At 61.1% G+C, this 15,261-nt stretch carries 25 protein-coding genes; 20 read left to right on the plus strand and 5 right to left on the minus strand.

Annotated features, from left to right (window positions below):
• Positions 1 to 6: 6 nt before the first annotated feature.
• A complete protein-coding gene (locus tag V3314_RS19315) occupies positions 7 to 213 on the minus strand; it encodes a hypothetical protein (protein ID WP_143516047.1) in 207 nt (68 codons plus the stop codon).
• A 116-nt stretch (positions 214 to 329) separates the two neighbouring features.
• Here V3314_RS19315 and V3314_RS19320 point away from each other — a divergent pair, with 116 nt between their 5' ends.
• Positions 330 to 1,424 carry a UvrB/UvrC motif-containing protein gene (locus V3314_RS19320; RefSeq protein WP_338459547.1) on the plus strand — a complete coding sequence of 365 codons (1,095 nt, stop codon included), beginning with the start codon at positions 330 to 332 and terminating at the stop codon, positions 1,422 to 1,424.
• Between the two features lie 87 nt (positions 1,425 to 1,511).
• On the opposite strand, the gene V3314_RS19325 is transcribed toward V3314_RS19320, so the two are convergent.
• Positions 1,512 to 1,769, minus strand: a complete 258-nt coding sequence (locus V3314_RS19325) for a hypothetical protein (protein ID WP_253168223.1) — start codon at positions 1,767 to 1,769, stop codon at positions 1,512 to 1,514.
• A 57-nt stretch (positions 1,770 to 1,826) separates the two neighbouring features.
• Between V3314_RS19325 and V3314_RS19330 the strand changes: the two genes are divergently transcribed.
• On the plus strand, positions 1,827 to 2,750 hold the full coding sequence (locus V3314_RS19330) for a DNA cytosine methyltransferase (RefSeq protein ID WP_338459548.1): 924 nt from the start codon (positions 1,827 to 1,829) through the stop codon (positions 2,748 to 2,750).
• A gap of 10 nt (positions 2,751 to 2,760) precedes the next feature.
• On the opposite strand, the gene V3314_RS19335 is transcribed toward V3314_RS19330, so the two are convergent.
• The gene (locus V3314_RS19335; protein WP_338459549.1) at positions 2,761 to 3,375 is read right to left on the minus strand and encodes a hypothetical protein; all 615 of its coding nucleotides are present in this window, start codon (positions 3,373 to 3,375) and stop codon (positions 2,761 to 2,763) included.
• A 238-nt stretch (positions 3,376 to 3,613) separates the two neighbouring features.
• On the opposite strand from V3314_RS19335, the gene V3314_RS19340 reads away from it, so the two are divergent.
• Complete coding sequence (locus V3314_RS19340; protein ID WP_338459550.1) at positions 3,614 to 4,021, plus strand: hypothetical protein; 408 nt, start codon at positions 3,614 to 3,616, stop codon at positions 4,019 to 4,021.
• A gap of 54 nt (positions 4,022 to 4,075) precedes the next feature.
• Here the strand turns inward: V3314_RS19340 and V3314_RS19345 are convergent, their stop codons facing one another.
• Positions 4,076 to 4,375 (minus strand): hypothetical protein, encoded by a 300-nt coding sequence (locus V3314_RS19345; protein ID WP_046615156.1) that lies wholly within the window; start codon positions 4,373 to 4,375, stop codon positions 4,076 to 4,078.
• Between the two features lie 182 nt (positions 4,376 to 4,557).
• Here V3314_RS19345 and V3314_RS19350 point away from each other — a divergent pair, with 182 nt between their 5' ends.
• The 12 genes from V3314_RS19350 (at position 4,558) to pbpG (ending at position 10,228) form a co-directional block, all read left to right on the plus strand.
• The gene (locus V3314_RS19350) at positions 4,558 to 4,884 is read left to right on the plus strand and encodes a hypothetical protein (RefSeq protein ID WP_196173770.1); all 327 of its coding nucleotides are present in this window, start codon (positions 4,558 to 4,560) and stop codon (positions 4,882 to 4,884) included.
• Positions 4,881 to 5,177, plus strand: a complete 297-nt coding sequence (locus V3314_RS19355) for a hypothetical protein (RefSeq protein ID WP_338459551.1) — start codon at positions 4,881 to 4,883, stop codon at positions 5,175 to 5,177. The genes V3314_RS19350 and V3314_RS19355 overlap by 4 nt, the downstream gene beginning before the upstream one ends.
• A complete protein-coding gene (locus tag V3314_RS19360; protein ID WP_322493117.1) occupies positions 5,174 to 5,530 on the plus strand; it encodes a hypothetical protein in 357 nt (118 codons plus the stop codon). Before V3314_RS19355 ends, V3314_RS19360 begins: the two co-directional genes overlap by 4 nt.
• Positions 5,527 to 5,835: a hypothetical protein gene (locus tag V3314_RS19365; RefSeq protein WP_338459552.1), complete on the plus strand. Its 309-nt coding sequence runs from the start codon at positions 5,527 to 5,529 to the stop codon at positions 5,833 to 5,835. Before V3314_RS19360 ends, V3314_RS19365 begins: the two co-directional genes overlap by 4 nt.
• Positions 5,832 to 6,131, plus strand: a complete 300-nt coding sequence (locus tag V3314_RS19370) for a hypothetical protein (protein ID WP_338459553.1) — start codon at positions 5,832 to 5,834, stop codon at positions 6,129 to 6,131. Before V3314_RS19365 ends, V3314_RS19370 begins: the two co-directional genes overlap by 4 nt.
• A complete protein-coding gene (locus tag V3314_RS19375; protein WP_338459554.1) occupies positions 6,128 to 6,523 on the plus strand; it encodes a phage protein NinX family protein in 396 nt (131 codons plus the stop codon). Before V3314_RS19370 ends, V3314_RS19375 begins: the two co-directional genes overlap by 4 nt.
• The gene (locus V3314_RS19380) at positions 6,513 to 6,830 is read left to right on the plus strand and encodes a hypothetical protein (protein WP_338459555.1); all 318 of its coding nucleotides are present in this window, start codon (positions 6,513 to 6,515) and stop codon (positions 6,828 to 6,830) included. The genes V3314_RS19375 and V3314_RS19380 overlap by 11 nt, the downstream gene beginning before the upstream one ends.
• A 43-nt stretch (positions 6,831 to 6,873) precedes the next feature.
• Positions 6,874 to 7,137, plus strand: a complete 264-nt coding sequence (locus tag V3314_RS19385) for a hypothetical protein (protein WP_338459556.1) — start codon at positions 6,874 to 6,876, stop codon at positions 7,135 to 7,137.
• A 66-nt stretch (positions 7,138 to 7,203) separates the two neighbouring features.
• Complete coding sequence (locus V3314_RS19390) at positions 7,204 to 7,755, plus strand: hypothetical protein (RefSeq protein ID WP_338459557.1); 552 nt, start codon at positions 7,204 to 7,206, stop codon at positions 7,753 to 7,755.
• Positions 7,756 to 7,791: 36 nt separating this feature from the next.
• Complete coding sequence (locus V3314_RS19395) at positions 7,792 to 8,136, plus strand: hypothetical protein (RefSeq protein WP_338459558.1); 345 nt, start codon at positions 7,792 to 7,794, stop codon at positions 8,134 to 8,136.
• Positions 8,037 to 9,170 carry a tyrosine-type recombinase/integrase gene (locus V3314_RS19400; RefSeq protein WP_338460325.1) on the plus strand — a complete coding sequence of 378 codons (1,134 nt, stop codon included), beginning with the start codon at positions 8,037 to 8,039 and terminating at the stop codon, positions 9,168 to 9,170. The genes V3314_RS19395 and V3314_RS19400 overlap by 100 nt, the downstream gene beginning before the upstream one ends.
• A gap of 131 nt (positions 9,171 to 9,301) precedes the next feature.
• Complete coding sequence (gene pbpG / locus V3314_RS19405; protein ID WP_023662495.1) at positions 9,302 to 10,228, plus strand: D-alanyl-D-alanine endopeptidase; 927 nt, start codon at positions 9,302 to 9,304, stop codon at positions 10,226 to 10,228.
• Between the two features lie 157 nt (positions 10,229 to 10,385).
• Here pbpG and V3314_RS19410 read toward each other — a convergent pair whose 3' ends face one another.
• Positions 10,386 to 10,820, minus strand: a complete 435-nt coding sequence (locus tag V3314_RS19410; protein ID WP_046615147.1) for a hypothetical protein — start codon at positions 10,818 to 10,820, stop codon at positions 10,386 to 10,388.
• Between the two features lie 202 nt (positions 10,821 to 11,022).
• Here V3314_RS19410 and V3314_RS19415 point away from each other — a divergent pair, with 202 nt between their 5' ends.
• From V3314_RS19415 to V3314_RS19435, 5 genes are all read left to right on the plus strand, one after another.
• Entirely contained in the window at positions 11,023 to 12,357 is a 1,335-nt protein-coding gene (locus V3314_RS19415) for a SidA/IucD/PvdA family monooxygenase (protein WP_046615146.1), read from the plus strand.
• A gap of 290 nt (positions 12,358 to 12,647) precedes the next feature.
• Complete coding sequence (locus tag V3314_RS19420; RefSeq protein WP_338459559.1) at positions 12,648 to 13,841, plus strand: PepSY domain-containing protein; 1,194 nt, start codon at positions 12,648 to 12,650, stop codon at positions 13,839 to 13,841.
• The gene (locus V3314_RS19425) at positions 13,838 to 14,377 is read left to right on the plus strand and encodes a hypothetical protein (RefSeq protein WP_046615144.1); all 540 of its coding nucleotides are present in this window, start codon (positions 13,838 to 13,840) and stop codon (positions 14,375 to 14,377) included. The genes V3314_RS19420 and V3314_RS19425 overlap by 4 nt, the downstream gene beginning before the upstream one ends.
• Positions 14,374 to 14,694, plus strand: a complete 321-nt coding sequence (locus tag V3314_RS19430; protein WP_046615143.1) for a hypothetical protein — start codon at positions 14,374 to 14,376, stop codon at positions 14,692 to 14,694. Before V3314_RS19425 ends, V3314_RS19430 begins: the two co-directional genes overlap by 4 nt.
• Positions 14,691 to 15,260 (plus strand): DUF6162 family protein, encoded by a 570-nt coding sequence (locus tag V3314_RS19435; protein ID WP_046615142.1) that lies wholly within the window; start codon positions 14,691 to 14,693, stop codon positions 15,258 to 15,260. Before V3314_RS19430 ends, V3314_RS19435 begins: the two co-directional genes overlap by 4 nt.
• Position 15,261: the final 1 nt, after the last annotated feature.

The following is a 15,261-nucleotide window of genomic DNA, read 5'->3' on the forward strand; positions in this document are numbered from 1 at the left end:
CTCCTATCAGTCAAATGGCACAGCTTCGAGGGTGTATTTCTGAAGATCTTTGATCTGATGGAACCAGTAAAACACGGCCTCGGCAGCCTCTTTGGTGTCAAATTTTTCGCCGTATGCTGGCTCATAGGCTGCATACCGTAGCCCTTCGTAATCAGGTGCTGATCCCCACATCACGTTTCCTGATGAATCGGTCATTTTAACAACCCAAGACATATAGAGCTCCCTGTGCCCGGCCCCATGCCGGTCACCCGTAAATACCCCATCCAACACCAAATTGCCACCATGCCGCATCCGGCCACGGAGGGCGGCGCATGCATGGAGAAACACCAATGCCACAGATCGACCGTACCGGCGTTATCTCTTTCGGCGATGCAAGCATCGTAGTTCGTACCGAAGGCTACCCTCATCGCACGGCCTGGGCTGACCAGAAGGCCTGGGAAGGCAAGTTCAAGCGCGAAGTCTTCGCCCGTGTGGTGCAGCAGCTGAACCGTATGGGCTGGAAATGCCAGCTTCCAGCCTTCAATCAGCGCGAGAAGGATCAATACCCGACCATCTACGAGGACTGCCGGCGCAGCGAGCGCGAGTGCCGGCGCGGCGATCTTCAGGGAAATCTGAAGATGGACTTCGGCACGCTGAAATTTGAAATGTGGCAGGACGTTGCCAACGTACAGAACCGAAACGGCGGCCGCTACGACTTCGACAAGGAGAAGCGCATGCCGTACATGTTGCGCTTGCTCATGGAGCACACTCGCCGACGCCTGCGCGAGTACCTCATGAATGTTTTCACCGGTTACACCTTTGATCCTGGCCGTGACCTGAAGGTCGGACCAGGCCGCAACTGCGTCACAGCCATGGAAGCAGTGCTTGAAGACCGAAAGCACACCGGGCATTACGTCAAGGCTTTGGGCCGCGCCCCGTACACCAACGATGCGCAGCAGTCGGGGGATGGGCTGGTTATCGAGGACGGCATGCGTGTGTACGCGCTGGACTGGCACGGGCGCGTCGTGACGGGCATTGCCCTGTACGACCTCGGCGGTAAATGGAAGATCGTCACAGGCAAGTACTCAACGATCAGCAACGTTTGGCACAACAAGGTGTTCGTGAACAACCCTGGCGACCTCCGCCGTAAGCGCAACGACGACAAGGGTCGAAGCAGGCTTGAAAGGGAGTTGTCGACGGCAGTGGCCGCCATGAACTTCGAGCGCGCCGCCAAGCTGCGGGACATCCTGTTCCCGAAGGCCGAGCCTCTATTCATGATCTGGAGCGACAAGCACGGCGGCGGCTACTTCGGCCCGAACTACAGCGGCTACACCAGCGATACCACCCAGGCTGGCAAGTACACCCGGGCAGAGCTGAAGCCATACCTGGGCGATGCCGACGAGAAAGGCCACCTCCGCGCCGTACCGGTCCGCAAAGCCGCCTGACCCTCCGGCGCTGCCCGCCAGCGCCTTCCCCTATTCAACGATAACGCCTCCCCGGCGAGGGCGGCGCCATCGTCCAGTTACGGCTTGCTACCGAACTTGCATCCATGACGGATTGTTTTGAAGTGCCTCGTTGCAATCATCCCAGAATTGAAGCAACGCTGCTTTGGCATCTTCCGCGGTATCGAAAAGAGCAGATGGTATGGCTACTCCTCTCACCACATCGTCAACTTCGATTCCGTACTGCTCAGCATCGTGAAGGCGGACCACTCGAGCACGGGTTCCCCGCCCCACATTGATGAATCCGTCAGCTTTGAACTCCGCGACTACTTCAACTACCTGGACCATCTCTAACCCTCCGTTGGTGAAAGTGATGGCACTTTAGCATGCACTTGAGATTTTCCCATGCCCACAGCAATTGACCTATTCGCCGGCCTCGGCGGATGGAGCACCGGCGCGCGCGCCGCCGGCGTCCAGGTTCTCTGGGCGGCAAACCACTGGCCAGAGGCAGTGAAGTGGCACGCGGCCAACCACAAAGACACCGAACACGTCTGCCAGGACCTTCAGCAAGCGAACTGGGCGAAAGTGCCGCGCTCGGACATCGGCATCGCCTCTCCATGCTGCCAAGGCTTCACCAACGCCCGTGGCAAGAAGAGCGGAAACCCGGAGCATGATGCATCGCGCTCGACAGCCTGGGCCGTTCCCTCTGCTGCCGAAGTATTGGATCAGGATGCTTGGGTGGTCGAGAACGTCCCTGAGTTCGTGAACTGGGTGCTCTACCCCAGTTGGGTGGATGCGATGAGGCGCCTGGGCTACCAGGTGGCGCCGCACATTGTCGATTGCGCCGACCTCGGCGTGCCGCAGCACCGGGTGCGCCTCTTCTTGATCTGCACAAAGAGCAAGGCTCCGATTCAGCTGCAGCTGCAACACTGCGAGCACGTGCCGGCCAGCAGCTTCCTCGACTTCGACGCCGGGCGCTGGTCACAGATCGAGAAACCAGGCCGGGCCCAGGCCACACTCAACCGAGTTCGCAACGGGCGCCAGCGCTTCGGCGACCGCTTTATCATGCCCTATTACGGCAAGGGCTCCGGCACCACTGGCCGCGACATCAACCGGCCGATCGGAACCATCACTACCTTGGACCGCTGGGCCCTGGTCGACGGTGACCGGATGCGGATGCTCAGCGCCAGCGAGGCCCTAGCTGCCATGTCGTTCCCGGATGACACTCTGCGGCCGGACAACCACCGGTTGACCATGCATATGGCAGGCAATGCGGTACCGACACTGGCGGGTCAGCGGGTGATTGAAGCGCTGTTAAGTACGGTGTGAACTCTCAAGCCTATCTAATCATTTTCTGAATCGAGACATACCACTCACCTGGCTCGGAGCTTGCCGTAGGGACCACTTCAAAATACTGGCTGCCATACTGCCCATCAGACTTCATGTACCTGATCATGAACTCCCATTTCTCTTCCTCTCCGATGATATCGACCACATTAAAACTGGATGCACTATTCCTTTCCATAATAGCGAAGTTGAACACAGCCGAGGGCATAGAACTCGCCCCAATCACGTAAACAACGACCTGCTCACAGATCGCTCCAACGTTAGATAGCGTAAAGCTACAGATTTCGCATCGACCACTTTCATCGAACTCCTCGCTGAGCCCTCCGAATTTAAGGTGAAAAACGGGCTCCAGCGACAACTGTTGATACATCAGGGACTTCTTGGTTGCGATCGCAAGTTCAGTTTGCTGCTCGACAGAGGCCTTTAGTTCTTTAGCCTGAAGGATCAGAGCATCTGAACTAATTCGAAGCTCGAACCCCTGCTGCACGAAGCCAAGCACTAGCCAAAGAAAGGCTAATGGACTGAACACGCCCGCCATGAAGTCTCCAACAGCGTTCAATTCCATACCTTTTAAGGTTGCAATTTTATCCCCAACGGACCAGTACATAAAAACTGCGTAGAACACACTTAGAGCAACCCCAAACCAAAATAGCGACCTTCGCATTACAGCCTCATAAATGCCTGTTAAACCAACATATTGGCATAACCCTGATTAGCAGAGGTATCCCCATGCCCCAGAAAACCGATCCAGCAACACAGAGATGGTCAGCGTGCCTCGCGAGCCTACGCGGGAAATGCTGGCAGCAGCTCGAGATGTAAACGGCATATTCCCCACATGGCGTGCAATGGTTGCCGCAGCGCCAGCCCAGCAGCCCCACGCCGAGCCCATAGCCTGGATGGTTGGTACTGCCTTCTGGTGGACCAAAGAAGAGGCAGAGAGGGACGCGGCGGCGACTGGACTGCCTATTGTCCCCGTTGGGCCGTTGGTATCCATCCCCGACGAGTACTGCCTGATGCCCAAGCGGCTCACGGCGGAGAACGGAGCCAAGGCACTGCTGCTCGGCGAGTTCAAGCTGGAGGTCACCCAGGAATGCCCGGAATGCCGCGAACTGGATGAGCCAGTTGAAGGCTGCGAGATATGCGATGGCGAGGATGAGTACGCACAGCGCCACACAATTCCGTGGGATCAGATCAAGTTCATTTACAGCGAGGCCGTGAAGGGTCTCGCTCTTCAGCCGAACACCGCCCGGTAAGCTAAATGCAGTGCAGAGCACATTTGTACTCCGCCCAGCTGCCACCCCTTTCCCCTATCCCGAGCAGGCGACCTGGTCGAATTTTGGGAGAGTGTCTGTAGCAATGCGGCGGGCCCGTCCAACACCCCAGGCTAAAGCCCTGGTCATGGATTCACCGGGACGGGAATCGAACGCCTCTTCGTGAAGGGCCATGCCACTCGCGGCATACACCCCAATGAACATCTGCGTGTTACCCGTTCGCGACAGGCGCACCTGAACATCAATGTGCGTTCCATCGCTGAGGGTTTCGTCGTGAGCACGATGGTGAAGCGTTGGATCAGCCCACCCCCAGAAAACTTCACCGCGAATCCTCATGTCGGCCTCCTACGACTTTAGTTGTATGCCACAGGTGAACCCTCACCATAGCCAAAGCGAGGCGAGACGCAATCTCGGTATCGCAGCTTGAGAACTGAATCGGACCACCGGCCGATTTTCTTGTACCGAACCAAACCCCTTGTACAACTCACTGCCGCGATATGGCGGCCAAGGACGAAGTCATGTCTGAAGAAAAGCAACTGATCCAGCCGCTGCAGGTTGAGCGCGACGAATACGGCTTCTGGACTCACCCGGCCTGGCCGGACGACGGCGACGAATGCGCGCTGCCCAAGACCTGGTTTGCCGAGCACGGGCTGGAGCTGTGCCTGGTTGAAATGGAGAGCGACGGGCCGGAAGAGATGATCGAGGCCTGGATGGATGACGGCGACTACGACTGCAATCAGTGGCAGCCAAGCAAGCCGTCCGGCGACGGCTGGTTCATCTTCTCCATCCACGACACCGAGGACGGCCCACTCTGCGTTTGGGTCCGCCAAAAGGTGGCGGCATGAGGCTGAAACAGTATCCGCTGGACGTGCAAAGCGTTGGCAGCGACACCTACATCGCAATGAGCAAGGGTCACCACGACCTCGATGTATTCATGGCTGAAGCCGTGAAGGAATACCCTGGTTGGTTCCTGGGAGGCCCGCAGCACAAATGGTGCAAGACGGTGCCGGATCGCTCTGGCGAGTTCGCGCACCGATACGTGTTCGTCGAGGAAGGCACGCCAGGCGCATGGCCGGCGACCTACTGCTGGGAGTTCGGCGAGGACTACAAGCGCTACAACGCCGAGGTGCAGCCATGAAGCTCACTGAGCGCCAGCAAGATGTTCTCGAAACACTGCGAGATATCGGCCGGGACAACGCTGTCCGTTACCGCAGCAAGACGTCCCACCTCTACCAGCAGGACTGCGAGAAGCTTCTGAAAGGGGACGAGGCGTGTGTGTTTGGCCTTGGCGGCCTGACTTGGCAGGTAGGCGAGCGGCTGGGGCTTGCCGCGGCGGCGGTGCTCAGCACCTTCAAAGCCCTAGAGAAGAAGGGGCTGATCATTCGCGAGACTTACAACCCGCGATACCAGCGTCCGCTCTACTGGTGGCCCGTAGGCCTGGCCAAGGCGCTGGCAGACGAGCACACGCCTAGTGTGGAGGTGAACCGATGACCCGCCTCGCCCTCTGCCTCCTGCTGCTGGCCACCGGCGCCAGCGCTGCAACTCCCGATGCAGAAATACGCCGGATTGAGCGTGAAGACATGAGCTTTGGCGATGGCGTGACCATCATTCACGACGATCGCCGCGAGGTTACATGCTGGGTAGCAAGTAGCTGGTACGGGAAAGGCATCAGCTGCATCCCCGACAGCCAGCTGCAGGCCGGCAACGAGCGCCAGCTCTCCCCGCACGAAACCCAACCCGAACCTACACCCGCTATGGCGCCTGGGCGCTGGATTGATGAGAGATATCAGCTGTGAGCGAAGAGATGCGTGAGCAGTTCGAGGCGTGGCACCTCGACCGTTACTGCGGCGGCGTCGAGCGCCTGAGGAAGTGCGTGAATGCCGAAGACGTTTACTACTACGCCGAAACCCAAACCCGATGGGTGTCATGGCGCGCCTCCCGCGAGGCCGTGGTCATTCAAATGCCCGACATGAAAAGCGAGCAGTACTGGGAGCAGTTCGAGGATGTGGAAGGTGAGTCGTTCCTCTTCCCGAAGTACCTCGGCCACCTCACTGCTGCGATCAAGGCTCAAGGCCTGAAGGTACTGCCATGACCGACCTGATCGAAGTGAGGGTATCCAACCTGGTCGGCGAGGCCTTGGGCTGGGCAGTAGGAAAGGCGGAAAGCTTGGACCTGCAGTTGGCCCCGCCCGGCTACAACGGCGTGCCGTGGCGTGTGTTCGCGCGGTACCAGGGTCAGGCGATCGAGCACACCAGGCGCTACAACCCGTGGGAAGACTGGGCGCTGGGCGGGCCGCTGATCGATAAGTACGAGGCTGACTTTCAATGGGTGCGCCCTGGAATGCTGAGGGCAGTTGTTTCGGTTGGTCAGTCTGTCGGGGCGGCTCGCGCAGAAACCCACTTGCTTGCCGCCGGACGCGCGATCGTCTCCGCCGCCCTCGGCGATACCGTCCAGGTGCCGACGGAGCTGATCAATGACCACTGAAGCAACCGACGTTCAGGGCCTGATGAAAGCCTGCCAGCGCGGCGTGGCCGGCAAAGGCCAGGCCATCGAAGCTGCCAACAACCTGCTGGCCGAGTGCTACGGCCTGCTGGGCAAGCTCGCCGCCGAGAACGAGGCGCTGCGCAAGGACGCCGAGCGGTACCGCGTCCTCCGCCAAGCAGACCTCGACACAATCCATAACGGCGGCCTATTCGCCGGACTGACGCCCGACAACATCGTGATCAACGGCCACGATCTTGATAGGCGCGCCGACGCCGTGATCGCAGCAAACAAGGAGGTACAGCCATGATCGCCCTCGCCTACATGGCCTACCTGATCTACAGGGGGCCGCGATGAGCGAAATGAGCAAGATCTATCCGCACATGACGGAGAAGGAAGAGCGAGAGCACTTCCGGAAACTGCTCGAAGAGGAAGAGCGTCAGCGCATCGCCCAGTTCTCGATGCTCAAGGCCGAGGACCATCACACCCACTGCCGCGACTGTGGCCGGTTCGTCGACAAGAGCCGCTGGCTGCTAAAGGCCTCGGCATGGGCTCAGCGCGGACAACGCCCGCTATGCACGCCCTGCTTCGCTGAGTACGACTTCGACTACGGCTGATTCCAGCCTAACCCTTCCCCCACTACTCAAGCCCGCCGACATGCGCGGGCATGGAGAGCTATTGCCATGATCATCGACGATGTGATGACCGACAAGATCACGCTCCACGGCCTAGGCTTCGTCCAGGTGCAGCTGCAGGGCGACCAACGCCTGCACGTGTGGCACCCCGAACTGCCGCGGCGCAGCTGCTTCGAGCACTCGGCCATTCACGATCACCGCTTCAGCTTCGTGTCCCGTGTGCTTGTCGGCGAACAGATCAACCATCGATACGAGCCTGTGCGGCACGCCGAGGGCGAGTTCGTGTTGTACCTGCATGAAGGGAAGCGCCAAGCCGGTGGCGGGCGCCCCTGGACGCCGGATGGCCGTGCCGATATGGCCCACCAAGGAACCGACCTGATCTATGCAGGCGGTGAATACCTTACCTACGCCTACGACTACCACAGAACCGAGCCAGGTGGTGACGGCCGAGTAGCGACCATCATGCGTAAGGATGCCGAGTTCCCGGAAGGTGCCCACTCCACCTGCCGCTACGGTGTCCAGCCGGATACGGATTTCGACCGCTACCAATGGCCCGCCGCTCGACTCTGGGAAGTCGTGCGCGAAGTGCTGCTGGCCTGACCACAACCTGCCGCCACCGGCGGCGTGGAGACCATCATGCAAGACGAAGAACGCCAGCCGGTGGCCTATGTGTCCGACAAGGTCCCGGAGGAGAGAATGGCTGAGCTGGTCGGTACGACCAAGCGGGCCCTGGAAGGCAAACGAAGCCGCGGCGTGATACCCGAGGGGGTCTGGAAGAAGATCGACGGCCGAATTTTTTACAGCATCAGGAGATACGAAGCGTGGCTGGAAGGAAGCTGGGGCTACCCACTGGAGTCGAATTCATCGGCAAGTCAATCCGGATCCGTTTTACTTGGAACGGTGAGCGTCGGTCCGAAACTCTCGCGTACCCCCAGACCGCCAAGGGGATCAAAGCGGCAGCCGATCTACGCGCTCAAGTAATCAGCCTGGCCAAGCACGGCGTATTGGATGAAAAACGATACGCCGAGCTCTTCCCTAACTCGAGCTACACGGCGCTAGCCAGCGAACTGATGTTTGGCGAATACGCTCAGAGCTGGCTGGACCGCCTGGAGGTGGTGCACGACACGCGGGTCAACTACAAAGGCTTGATGAACAACTACTGGATGCCCCATCTGGCAACGCTGCCTATCAAAGCGGTCACGCCGATGGTGCTGAGAGAGGTGGTCGCGAAGACCGAGTGGAAGAGTTCGACAGTCAAGCGCGCCGCTATCGCCCGGGTCAAGGCGATGTTCCGCGCGGCTGTGTTTGACGAGGTGGTGGACAGGAACCCGGCGGCATCGATTCAGTTGCCGCAGAAGAACAGGAAGCAGGTCGACCCCTTCACGGTGGAAGAAGCGGAGGCCCTGATCGAATGGATGTACGAAAACTTTTCCCGGTGCAACCAGGTGTTCGCAGCGTTCTACGAGTTCGCCTTTTACACCGGGATGCGTACCGGCGAGATCATGGCGCTGCGCTGGGACGAGATCGATTTCGAGAAAAAGACGGCTCACATCTGCCGGATCGTGGTCGAGAAGCAGGTGGTCGAGCGGACCAAGACCAAGTACACCCGCACCGTGATGCTTAACAGCCGGGCCCTAGGCGCGCTGGCCAGGGCCAAGGACATCGCGCATTACCGCTCCAAGCAAAAACGCCGGGTGTCGACCGAGTCGCCGTTCATCTTCCAGCCAGCAGGCTCGTCGCCACACATCACCGTACCCGAGACCGCCGGTAAGCACTTCAACCAAGCAGTGGAAGCGAAGGGCTTCAGGCATCGCCCCCAGTACAACTGCCGGCACACTTATGCCACGATGTGCCTCATGTCAGGGATGAATCCGGCATTCATTGCAGGGCAGCTTGGACACTCGGTGCAGGTCCTCCTCTCGACCTACGCCAAATGGCTGAATTCCGCCAACGACTGGGCCGAACTGGCGAAGCTGGAAGCGAACGTAATTGGTACAGAATTGGTACAGGATTAAATTTCGTTCACGTTGCGCCCTTTAGTCATAAGGCATTCGACAGCAATTCAGCCATACTCCAGAATGCAGCGGTTTTTTGGGGGAAAACCCTTGCACAGCCAACGACATACCAACTTTTAGTGAGCCTCAACGTGAAAACATCCCTGTCCATCCTCAGCCTGCTGCTGTTGCTCACAGGTACTGCGACCCTTCCGTCGACCGCTGCTGCACAACCCCCGGCCCAGGTTCAACGCGACCCGTCCAAGCTGCACCTTGCCTCGGGCAGCGCCCTGCTGATCGACCTGAACACCAACCAGGAGCTGTATTCAAGCCACGCTGACCGCGTGGTGCCGATTGCCTCGGTGACCAAGCTGATGACGGCGATGGTAGTGCTGGATGCCAAGCAGCCCATGGATGAGATGCTCACCATGACCATTGCCAACAACCCGGAAATGAAAGGCGTGTATTCGCGTGTGCGGCTGGGCAGCCAACTCGACCGCCGCGAAACCTTGCTGATTACCCTGATGTCGTCGGAAAACCGCGCGGCCAACACCCTGGCCAACCATTACCCCGGCGGTTACCCGGCGTTCATCAAGGCGATGAACGCCAAGGCCCGCAGCCTGGGCATGGCGCACACCCGCTACGTCGAGCCGACCGGCCTTTCGACGCAGAACGTGTCCACGGCCCGTGACCTGGCCAAGCTGCTGATGGCTTCGCGCAAGTACCCGATGCTGAGCGAGCTGTCGACCACCCGCGAGAAGACCGTGGCCTTCCGCAAGCCCAACTACACCTTGGGCTTTCGCAACACCGACCACCTGGTGAACAAGAGCAACTGGGACATCAAGCTGACCAAGACCGGCTTTACCAATGAAGCCGGGCACTGCCTGGTGTTGCTGACCCGCATGGACAACCGCCCGGTGGCGATGGTGATCCTCGACGCCTTTGGCAAGTACACCCACTTCGCCGATGCCAGCCGCATGCGTCAGTGGCTGGAAACCGGCGCTGCCAAACCGGCGCCGGCAGTGGCCATGCAGTACAAGGCGGAGCGGCAGAACAAGGGCCGCCTGGCGGCCGAATGACCGCCACCTGATGCTACCCGGCCCCTGCAGGAGCGGCCTTGTGTCGCGATGGGCTGCAACGCAGCCCCGACGATTTGTGCATTGATGCCAACATCCCGGGGCCGCGTCGCAGCCCATCGCGACACAAGGCCGCTCCTACAGGGGACCGTATCCGCTGTCAGGCCGTGGTGCTGACCATCCCGCCCGCGCTGCTGCCACCTGTTTTCTGTAGCGCTTCAAGCAACTGCGCGGTGGCCTGCAGGATTTCACCATTGATGGTGGCGATGCTCGCCTGCTTGGCGGACACAGCTGCCAGCTTGGTGGTTTCGTCCATCTTCTGCGCCATCAACTGGGCCAGTTGCTTCTGTTCCTCGGCCAGTTGCTTTTGCAGCTTCTTGATCATTTCGCGCAATTGCCTGATGTGCGCAGGCTCGGAACTCTCACTGCTGCCCTGGGCACCCTGAGCCTGGGCGCCACCGTTCAATTTCGACGTGTCGGCCTGAGTGCCGGCCCCACTCTCTTCAGTCTTCTGCGCATCCTGGCTGTCGGCAGCCTGGGTTGCAATCACCGCCTGGGGCGTGGTGCTGATGCTGACTGCTGCAATACCTGTCATGTCTTTCTCCCTGCGTTGCAAATGGGTCCTTGGGTTGTTCTGCCTATCGGCCGGCAGGCGCAAGCCTTTAGCCCCCCGTTGCAAGCGGCCAGTCGCCCGCCAGTAAATTCCCCATCGTTTGGCTCGTTCCACCCAATGTACAAGCGCAGGCGCCGGCCTCTCCCGGCGTGCGTCAACATTCGACCATTATGGAACCGCAGCCATGAGCCAGTCTGCAAAACCGGAAACCATCAAGGACCTGATCGGCGTGGGCTTCGGCCCTTCCAACCTGGCCCTGGCCATCGCCCTGGAAGAACTCGCCGAGTCTCAGGGCCATGCCCTCGACGCGCTGTTCATCGACAAACAACAGGACTATCGCTGGCACGGCGAAACCCTGGCCACCCAGAGCGAGTTGCAGATCTCGTTCCTCAAGGACCTGGTGTCGCTGCGCAACCCCACCAGCCCCTACAGCTTCGTCAACTACCTGCACCAGAAACAGCGCCTGGCCGACTTCATCAACCTCGGCACCTTCTACCCCTGCCGCCTCGAGTACAACGACTACCTGCGCTGGGCCGCCGAGCACTTCGCCACCCAGGCGGTATATGGCGAGGAAGTGCTGCGCATCGAACCGGACGTACAGGCGGGTCGGGTCGAGCACCTGCGCCTGGTCTCGCGCGACGCCCAGGGCCGCGAATACAGCCGTCGCACCCGTTCGGTGGTGGTCGCCAGCGGCGGCACGCCGAAAATTCCGGAAAAGTTCGGCGCCTTCAAGGACGACCCGCGAGTATTCCACCACTCCCAGTACCTGAGCAGCCTGAACAAGCTGCCATGCACCGTGGGCAGGCCGATGCGCATTGCCGTGATCGGTTCGGGCCAGAGCGCCGCCGAGGCGTTCATCGACCTCAATGACAGCTACCCGTCGGTCAAGGTCGACATAATCCTGCGCGGTTCGGCCCTCAAGCCTGCCGATGACAGCCCGTTCGTCAACGAGATCTTCTCGCCGGACTACACCGACCTGGTCTACAACGAACCGGCCGACCAACGCAGCAAGCTGCTGGGCGAATACCACAACACCAACTATTCAGTGGTCGATCTAAACCTCATCGAACGCATCTACGGCATCCTTTACCGGCAGAAGGTTGCCCACCAGTACCGCCACAACGTGCTGTGCCGGCGCCAGGTCGAAGCCGTCGTGGCCACCCGCGAAGGCCTGGAGCTGACCCTGCGCGACCTTGCCACCGGCCAGCAGCAGACCCACCGCTACGACGCAGTGATACTCGCCACCGGCTACGAGCGCCGCTCACACCGTGACCTGCTGGCGCCCCTGGCCGGCTACGTGGAAGATTTCAGCGTCGACCGCAACTACCGCATGCTGGCCAGCCCCGACCTGCAGGCCTCGGTGTACCTCCAGGGCTTCTGCGAAAACAGCCACGGCCTGAGTGACACCCTGCTCTCGGTGCTGCCGGCGCGCGCTGCAGAAATTGGCCGCGCGCTGTACCAGGACCTGGCGCATCTGCACGACAAGCCGCAACCGGCATTGGCCCTGACCCACGCCTGATCCCCTGCCCTCAAGGCATGCACAGGTCCTGTAGGAGCGGCCTTGTGTCGCGAAAGGGCTGCAAAGCAGCCCCGGCAATTTGTGCATCTGCGCTGAAACCCTGGGGCTGCTGCGCAGCCCTTTCGCGACACAAGGCCGCTCCTACAGGGTCGCGCCAGCTTTCAGGTTTCTTTGCCTGAAACATTTGCTTGCATTTAAAACGGCAGGTTTTCGATTCTCATTCGTCCTTATCAATACAGCCCCTCTTTGGCTGGGCACACGCTCGACTCCCCATTGCAGAAGACCGTCAGATGGCCAAATCACCGAAAAAATCCAAATCCAGGCTGTGGTTCCTGGTCCACAGCTGGCTCGCCTTGCCGATCTGGTTCTTTGTGCTGATCGTCTGCTTCACCGGCATGCTGGCGGTGGTCAGCCAGGAAATCGTCTGGCTGGCCAACCCGGATGTTCGCGCCAACAAGCCCGACGCCGACGCCGAGCGCCTGAGCTTCCAGCAGGTGCTGGACGCCCTGCACAAGGCCGAGCCGGACATGGTGGTGGAGCGGCTGATCCAGCCCGACGGTTCGCACTTCGCGGTCAAAGCCAATGTCACTCTGCCTGACGGCACCAGCCCGACGTTGTATGTAAACCCCTACACCGGGGCCATCCAGGGCAAGACCCCGGACTTCAACTTCGAAGCCTTCACCCGCGCCCTGCACGGCTGGTGGCTGGTGCCGTTCACCAACGGTTTCAGCTGGGGCTGGTACCTGGTATCGCTGCTCGGCCTGCCCATGCTGGTTTCGCTGGTCACGGGCCTGGTGGTGTACAAGAAGTTCTGGAAGGGCTTCTTCAAGCCGGTGCGCACCGGCCATGGTTCTCGGATTTTCTGGGGCGACCTGCACCGCCTGGCCGGGGTCTGGTCGATCTGGTTCATTGCCGTCATTTCCATCACCGGCACCTGGTTCCTGATCCAGGCGATCCTTGCCGACAACCACATCACCATTTCCAGCCGGCCCATCGTGCCGGTCATCGCCCGTGAGGACGTGCCGCAAACCCCCAATGGCAGCCCGGCAGCGCGTATCGACCTGGATGAAGCGGCACGCATCGCCGGCCTGGCGGTCCCGGGGCTGGAGATCAGCTTTATCTCGCTGCCGGCCACCGCCTACAGCCACGTCACCCTGGCGGGGCCAGGCTGGTACCCGCTGATGTTCCAGAGCGCCTCGGTGAACCCGTACACGCGTAATGTCGACAGCCGGTTCCTGATCAGCGACCGCTCGGCCTTGGAGTTCGTCACCGAGTCCATGCGCCCGCTGCACACCGGCGATTTCGGCGGCCTGCCGATCAAGCTGGTGTGGTTCTTCTTCGGCCTGATCCTCACCCTGATGGTGTTCAGCGGTTTGCTGATCTGGACCAAACGCACCGCCCAGGCCACCGCCGCCGCCCTCAAGCGCAGCGAACGCGCACCGCGCATGGCGCGCCATGAACCCACCGTGGAGATCCGCCCATGAGCCAGGCCCAAGCCGTGCCCGTCAGCCCGCTGAAGCAACTGTGGCTGAAGTGGCGTTTTCACCTGAACATCCTGCTGATCCTCATCCCGCTGGGCTTCATGCCCAAGTACTTCGCCGACGCCAAGCTGTTCCGCGGCGAAGCGGGGCTCGGCGCCAATGTGATCAACGACATCCAGGTCGGCCCCTATACCCTGGACCTGGCCGAGATGCGTGACGAGCCCCCCCGCGCCGACGGCCCGGCGGGCCATTTCAAGGTCTTCAATGCATCGCTGTGCAAGGCCTGCGTCAACGGCGTCAAGGCAGCCTACCTGCGCATCGGCAAACCGCGCAGCCTGCGCGCCGCCGGCACGATTTTCTTCGGTGCGCCGTACAACATGGGCACCTCGCTGCCGATCCCGCCACGCACCAAGCCCGACGCGCAGATCTGGATCACCCTGGAGGGCTGGGACGGCAGCATGCACCAGGCGTCGGTCCCCCTGGCCAAGGCATCGCCAGCCACCGTGGCCTGGCTCGAGAAACAAGGAGGCAATAAATGAAACACCTGATGCGCACCCTCGCCCTGCCCTTGCTGGCGCTGGCCGCCGGCCCGGCACTGGCGCACAACCCGATGTGCGAATGCGAAGAACTGCCTGGCGGCCAGGTCAAGTGTACCGGTGGCTTCTCGGATGGTAGTGGTGCCCCAGGGGTCACCCTGGATGTGATCGGCTACGACGAACAGGTGCTGGTAGGCGGCAAGCTCGGTGACGATTCGACCCTGACCTTCAAGCGCCCGGACGGCGAGTTCTACGTGCTGTTCGATGCCGGCCCCGGGCACGTGGTGGAAGTCGACCACGCCGATATCGGCCAGCCATGAGCCGCGTCCAAGTGATTCGCCCGGCCGGTGCCGGGCACGAAACCCTTTACGTGCTGCTGGTCAGCCTGATGATCGTGGTACTCGCCGCCAGCGTGGTGCTGCTGCGCGGCGAGCGCGAGGACGAACAAGCCATCGCCAGCCACCAGATCGACGCGCGTCGCGACCTCACCGCCGCCGAGCAAGGCCTGTATACCGACCTGCGGGTGGCCTTCGACGAAATCCAGCTGCTGCGTGAAGAAAACGCCGCCGCGCCCAGCGTGCAGGCGCTGGCCGAGGAAGGCCTGCCGCCGTTCGTGGTCGATGCCGGCAGCCAGAGCCGCGGCAGCCACCAATGGTCGTGGCTGCAGCCCGGGGCCTACCTTGGCCGCAGCCAGGCCCCGGAAGTGGCCGGCAGCCTGCTGCTGATCCTGCCGGCCGACAGCACCGGCCAGGCCGATGTCTGGCTGCGCCGCGACAGCGCCGCAGTGGCCCCGGACGACCTTGGCCAGGCCGCCCTGATCGCCGCCGGCTGGCAGCAGGTGGTCAGCCATTACGACGCCGGGGTCACCCGCGAACACCGTCACTGAA

This window comes from Pseudomonas sp. TE3-3-F2023 (assembly GCF_036784815.1).
GTDB classification, from domain to species: Bacteria; Pseudomonadota; Gammaproteobacteria; order Pseudomonadales; family Pseudomonadaceae; genus Aquipseudomonas; species Aquipseudomonas pudica.

Excerpts from the sequence above, each read along its gene's own strand:
- V3314_RS19365 (WP_338459552.1), top strand. The coding sequence starts at position 5,527 with ATGACCCGCCTCGCCCTCTGCCTCCTGCTGCTGGCCACCGGCGCCAGC.
- V3314_RS19360 (WP_322493117.1), top strand. The coding sequence starts at position 5,174 with ATGAAGCTCACTGAGCGCCAGCAAGATGTTCTCGAAACACTGCGAGAT.
- V3314_RS19325 (WP_253168223.1), bottom strand. The coding sequence starts at position 1,769 with ATGGTCCAGGTAGTTGAAGTAGTCGCGGAGTTCAAAGCTGACGGATTC.
- V3314_RS19335 (WP_338459549.1), bottom strand. The coding sequence starts at position 3,375 with ATGTACTGGTCCGTTGGGGATAAAATTGCAACCTTAAAAGGTATGGAA.
- V3314_RS19355 (WP_338459551.1), top strand. The coding sequence starts at position 4,881 with ATGAGGCTGAAACAGTATCCGCTGGACGTGCAAAGCGTTGGCAGCGAC.
- V3314_RS19425 (WP_046615144.1), top strand. The coding sequence starts at position 13,838 with ATGAGCCAGGCCCAAGCCGTGCCCGTCAGCCCGCTGAAGCAACTGTGG.
- V3314_RS19375 (WP_338459554.1), top strand. The coding sequence starts at position 6,128 with ATGACCGACCTGATCGAAGTGAGGGTATCCAACCTGGTCGGCGAGGCC.
- V3314_RS19385 (WP_338459556.1), top strand. The coding sequence starts at position 6,874 with ATGAGCGAAATGAGCAAGATCTATCCGCACATGACGGAGAAGGAAGAG.
- V3314_RS19380 (WP_338459555.1), top strand. The coding sequence starts at position 6,513 with ATGACCACTGAAGCAACCGACGTTCAGGGCCTGATGAAAGCCTGCCAG.
- V3314_RS19390 (WP_338459557.1), top strand. The coding sequence starts at position 7,204 with ATGATCATCGACGATGTGATGACCGACAAGATCACGCTCCACGGCCTA.
- V3314_RS19330 (WP_338459548.1), top strand. The coding sequence starts at position 1,827 with ATGCCCACAGCAATTGACCTATTCGCCGGCCTCGGCGGATGGAGCACC.
- V3314_RS19420 (WP_338459559.1), top strand. The coding sequence starts at position 12,648 with ATGGCCAAATCACCGAAAAAATCCAAATCCAGGCTGTGGTTCCTGGTC.
- V3314_RS19435 (WP_046615142.1), top strand. The coding sequence starts at position 14,691 with ATGAGCCGCGTCCAAGTGATTCGCCCGGCCGGTGCCGGGCACGAAACC.
- V3314_RS19415 (WP_046615146.1), top strand. The coding sequence starts at position 11,023 with ATGAGCCAGTCTGCAAAACCGGAAACCATCAAGGACCTGATCGGCGTG.
- V3314_RS19395 (WP_338459558.1), top strand. The coding sequence starts at position 7,792 with ATGCAAGACGAAGAACGCCAGCCGGTGGCCTATGTGTCCGACAAGGTC.
- V3314_RS19345 (WP_046615156.1), bottom strand. The coding sequence starts at position 4,375 with ATGAGGATTCGCGGTGAAGTTTTCTGGGGGTGGGCTGATCCAACGCTT.
- V3314_RS19340 (WP_338459550.1), top strand. The coding sequence starts at position 3,614 with ATGGTTGCCGCAGCGCCAGCCCAGCAGCCCCACGCCGAGCCCATAGCC.
- V3314_RS19410 (WP_046615147.1), bottom strand. The coding sequence starts at position 10,820 with ATGACAGGTATTGCAGCAGTCAGCATCAGCACCACGCCCCAGGCGGTG.
- V3314_RS19320 (WP_338459547.1), top strand. The coding sequence starts at position 330 with ATGCCACAGATCGACCGTACCGGCGTTATCTCTTTCGGCGATGCAAGC.
- V3314_RS19430 (WP_046615143.1), top strand. The coding sequence starts at position 14,374 with ATGAAACACCTGATGCGCACCCTCGCCCTGCCCTTGCTGGCGCTGGCC.
- V3314_RS19315 (WP_143516047.1), bottom strand. The coding sequence starts at position 213 with ATGTCTTGGGTTGTTAAAATGACCGATTCATCAGGAAACGTGATGTGG.
- V3314_RS19350 (WP_196173770.1), top strand. The coding sequence starts at position 4,558 with ATGTCTGAAGAAAAGCAACTGATCCAGCCGCTGCAGGTTGAGCGCGAC.